Annotated in this window: 5 protein-coding genes and 1 pseudogene; 2 read left to right on the plus strand and 4 right to left on the minus strand. The window is 41.8% G+C overall.

Features of this window, described 5'->3' with window-relative positions; translation table 11 throughout:
* Positions 1 to 584: 584 nt before the first annotated feature.
* On the plus strand, positions 585 to 1,517 hold the full coding sequence (locus O9332_RS00305; RefSeq protein ID WP_288023225.1) for a DNA adenine methylase: 933 nt from the start codon (positions 585 to 587) through the stop codon (positions 1,515 to 1,517).
* Positions 1,518 to 1,773: 256 nt separating this feature from the next.
* On the opposite strand, the gene O9332_RS00310 is transcribed toward O9332_RS00305, so the two are convergent.
* Positions 1,774 to 2,073: a hypothetical protein gene (locus tag O9332_RS00310; protein WP_002759071.1), complete on the minus strand. Its 300-nt coding sequence runs from the start codon at positions 2,071 to 2,073 to the stop codon at positions 1,774 to 1,776.
* 218 nt (positions 2,074 to 2,291) lie between these two features.
* Here O9332_RS00310 and psbX point away from each other — a divergent pair, with 218 nt between their 5' ends.
* A complete protein-coding gene (gene psbX, locus O9332_RS00315; RefSeq protein ID WP_002759073.1) occupies positions 2,292 to 2,411 on the plus strand; it encodes a photosystem II reaction center X protein in 120 nt (39 codons plus the stop codon).
* A gap of 42 nt (positions 2,412 to 2,453) precedes the next feature.
* Here psbX and O9332_RS00320 read toward each other — a convergent pair whose 3' ends face one another.
* From O9332_RS00320 to O9332_RS00330, 3 genes and pseudogenes are all read right to left on the minus strand, one after another.
* Positions 2,454 to 3,101: a ComF family protein gene (locus tag O9332_RS00320; RefSeq protein ID WP_002759075.1), complete on the minus strand. Its 648-nt coding sequence runs from the start codon at positions 3,099 to 3,101 to the stop codon at positions 2,454 to 2,456.
* Complete coding sequence (locus tag O9332_RS00325; protein WP_002759077.1) at positions 3,070 to 3,369, minus strand: DUF1816 domain-containing protein; 300 nt, start codon at positions 3,367 to 3,369, stop codon at positions 3,070 to 3,072. Before O9332_RS00325 ends, O9332_RS00320 begins: the two co-directional genes overlap by 32 nt.
* 253 nt (positions 3,370 to 3,622) lie before the next feature.
* A pseudogene (locus O9332_RS00330) lies at positions 3,623 to 3,838 on the minus strand (zinc ribbon domain-containing protein); the annotation flags it as partial.
* Positions 3,839 to 3,979: the final 141 nt, after the last annotated feature.

Consider the following 3,979-nt stretch of genomic DNA (forward strand, 5'->3'; position numbering starts at 1 on the left):
ACCCTTATATAGAAAGGCATTTAGCGATTTTTGTCAATTGTTTTTTATCTAGAGCGAACTAATCAATTAAGTCTCTTGCCAGATAAGGATTTAGTCGATTTATGCCCCCCTATCGAACCATAACAAGTAACGAAGAGCCTAAAATCCTAGAATTGCTTCTTTTTCCCATATTTGATAATTTTGCTAGATGTAACCAATTAAAGATAGAGGGGTGTATCTCACTTATGCAGAAATACCAACAATCAGCAATTATCAGTGACCCTTAAATTATTACAGATATATCAGCAGCTACCTGTAAGCATCCCACCGAAAAACTAATGCGCTCCGAGGTTTGGGGGCGGCACTTCGACACGCTCAGTGGCCGCGCCACGCACCCAACGGGGGGTTTGGGTAGGGTTGATTCATGAATCAACCCTACTATAGAGTTCTTGCATAATTAATTTTTGAGAGGGCAAAAATGAGATGCACCCAAGATAGAGTTAGTATCTCAACAAAATTTTTACCCTGATTTAACCTTTATTCACGAGCCAACAGGAGCTAAGTTTGCTGTGGATAGAGATTACTATTGATGAGGAGAGTGTTTAGTGAAGTTAACGCCACTTGTGCCACCGATTAAGTGTCAAGGAATTAAAACTAAATTGGTAAAAGATGTTAAAAATATTGTGTCTGATCTTAGCTTTGGGCGTTGGATAGAACCCTTTTCTGGATCGGGGGTGGTGGCTTTTAATATTAATCCCAAAAAGGCTTTACTTGCGGACACAAATACTCATATTATCCAGTTTTATAATAATCTAAAAAATCAAGTTATTACCAGTAAAACTGTGAAGCTTTTTTTGCAAGAAAATGGTCAAGTTCTTAAGGAGCAGGGAGAAAGTTATTATTATCAAGTACGAGAAAGATTTAATCAATCTCCTAATTCTCTAGATTTTTTATTTCTCAATCGCTCCTGTTTTAATGGCGTGATGAGATTCAATCGTAAGGGACAGTTTAACGTACCTTACTGTCATAAATCAGAACGATTTTCTCAAGCATATATTACCAAAATAGTCAATCAAGTTATTGCCCTAGAAAATATTCTTATTAAAACTGATTATAATTTTCAAGTTGCTGACTTTCGAGAGACTTTATCTGATTGGCAAAAAACAGACTTGATCTATCTCGATCCTCCTTATTTAGGGAGACACACCGATTATTTTAACTCTTGGTCTGAAGAGGATGAAGATTGTTTGGTGACTATTTTAAAGGATATTTCTTGTCGGTTTATTTTGTCCACTTGGCACAGTAATCAGTTTAGAAGCAATCCTTTAATTAAAAAAAATTGGAGTGCTGATCAGTTTTATATCTATACTAAACAGCATTTTTATCATGTTGGTTCCACAGAAAAATTGCGTCATCCGATCACCGAAGCGATCATTACTAACTTTAACATTCCCTTGTTGCCAGAGCGAGGAACTGATTTGCAACAACTGTCATTATCCCCATCGACAGCAGAAAATGAGGGAGCGAGAACAGTCTAGAAGATGCCTAGTTGCTAATTCTCACTCCTTACTATTTAGGGTTTGCTGAATAAATCTAAAAACCTTGTTGGATAATATCTTTAGGCTTTTTTGAAATCAAAAAGTGCCAGCGATTGGAGTGATTGGGGAGGGAAATTTCAGGTACTTTTTCCCTGAAAATTAGGTAATTGACTCCCTGAAAATGGGTAAAACCCCACACCCCACACCCCACACCCCACACCCTGCCCCCAGGAAAAAATTTTTCAGCAAACCCTATTTATCCTTGGCTTTGGCGTAGATGGTCATTAATTTGGCGTTTACGCTTTTCTTCGGGGGCAGTGCTAGTAATTTCGCCAAAATCTTGACTACTCATGGAAAGATGGGACATTATCTTTCTTTTGCGCTCTTTAGCAGTTAATTCCGGTGAAGGAGTTACTGGAGGCGGCGCTGCCACGGGTTCCGCTGCCACCGGAGGAGTTTCCACAATTGGCAGCGGTTTTTTGGGAATATAGTCAGCACCAGTGGTACTTCTGGAGAGATGATCGAGAATGCGCCGTTTGCGATCGTCAGTAGCCATAAAAATCTTTGCCAATCTAGTTTAAAGTTTTGTAACTATCACCTATTGTCAAACATCCCTATCCCCTTGAGAAGTCAAGGGAGACTTTATCTTGAGGGATTGAAGACATATAAAACCTGCGATCGCATCTATCTGGTCGTGGAAGTGGAGGTCTTCTCGCCCAAGGTGATAAGATAAAAAACTAAGTCTTTGAAAATATGACAAAGGATTTATCTATCATGACACCCTCTTTAGCTAACTTTCTCTGGAGCCTTGTTTTAGGTGCGGCTATCGTCCTGATCCCTGCTACTATCGGTTTGATTTTCATCAGTCAATACGACAAGATCAAACGGACTTAATTTAAAATCCTAAAATGCCTAGACCGATTCCGTCTGGGCATTTTAGCTAATTTTGGAACTGGCAAGAGCGATCGCACCGACTACCCGATACCCCTCTGTTTGTAAAACCTGCACAGCCTCCTCAATCGTGGTTCCCGTGGTATAAATATCATCAATTAAGAGAATCGGCACTGATTTCGGTAAATTTTTCCCCAGTTGAAAAGCCGCTTGCATCGTCTTTTTTCTTTCCTCGGCTGCCAGACTAAATAAAGCTGCCGTGTTCTTAATCCGAATTAATCCGCGACTAGCCAGAGGATAACCGGTTAAACGACAAAAACCCTCGCCAATGACTTCTGCTTGATTAAAACCCCTTTCCCTTAATCTTTCTGGGTGGAGAGGGATAGGAATCACCGTCAAACGTTTATCGGTGAGGGGAGGACGCAGCAGCCAAGTTTCCCCCATGCAACTGCCTAGCAAAGAGCCGAGAGCGGGATGGCGATCATATTTCATTTTAGCGATCGCCTGTTTTAATTTACCTTCATAGCGTCCCCAGATAAACAGGGGAATAGAACCACGCCAGAGAAAAAGCGGGTTATTCTGACGATAGGACTGTAATTGTCGCCCACAATCACGGCAAAGCTCTCGCTCGCTCTGCCGTTGACAAAGAGGACAGGGAGACTTAAGAAATAAAGCGAGAAAAGGTTCGAGCATGGGAAGTCAAAGTTTTAGCTAGATCCTGATTTCCATCGTCAAAAACGGTCAAATAACGGGGATTACTCCGCTCGATCGAAAGACTGATTCCTTGCGCTCCTTCGGACTCTAGATCTTGGAGATAACCCCCCTGATGCTGTTGTGCTTCCTCAAAAGAGGCAAAGGGACCAAAATAGTAGGTACAGTGGGGATAAAGGGAGGTAATTTTCAGCCACCAAGGTGTATTATCGTCAGAAATTTTATTTGTCTGCAAGAAAGATAAAATCATGTTCTGGTATTGATAGGGTACAGGGATTGCAGGAATCAAGGATAGGTTTTGAGGAACTTTGCCCCCATAATTCCGATTTGCTGGCCAAAAAATCGAGCTTTTGGCCAAAGAGAGTCTTTTTATCGTATTAGATTAACAAGGGGAGCGGTCGCCAAATCAAAAGAGATTCTAAAAATTCCCCTCAGCCAAGGGGAAGCGGATCGAGATAGGATATTGACGCTCCCATGGCACTAAGCGCTTGGGGATTCCCTGTTCATCCAGTTACCTTATCTACTAAGCTTTCACCTAATAGACAGTGGGTAGTCTGTCCGAGGGCTTGAATTTCTGTCCGCCCGACAGTATTTGCCCGTGCGAGAATGTTTATAGCGGCGTTTTCGTCTCTATCCAAGACACACCCACAAGAACAAACATGAGTTCTTACAGATAATGTTTTCTTGACAATATTGCCACAATCAGAACATTGTTGGCTAGCAACATCTCAAAAACCGCTGAGAGGTAAGATGAAAGCCACGACAGCATCTCTGGCCTCTCAGCCTATCGCCTGTGGCTGTTAGGTAGTGTCTAGCTAGTGACCAACTTCCAGGCTGAGACTGTTCTGGGGAGCCGCCCG

Source organism: Microcystis sp. LE19-10.1B (genome assembly GCF_027530565.1).
Taxonomy (GTDB): domain Bacteria; phylum Cyanobacteriota; class Cyanobacteriia; order Cyanobacteriales; family Microcystaceae; genus Microcystis; species Microcystis aeruginosa.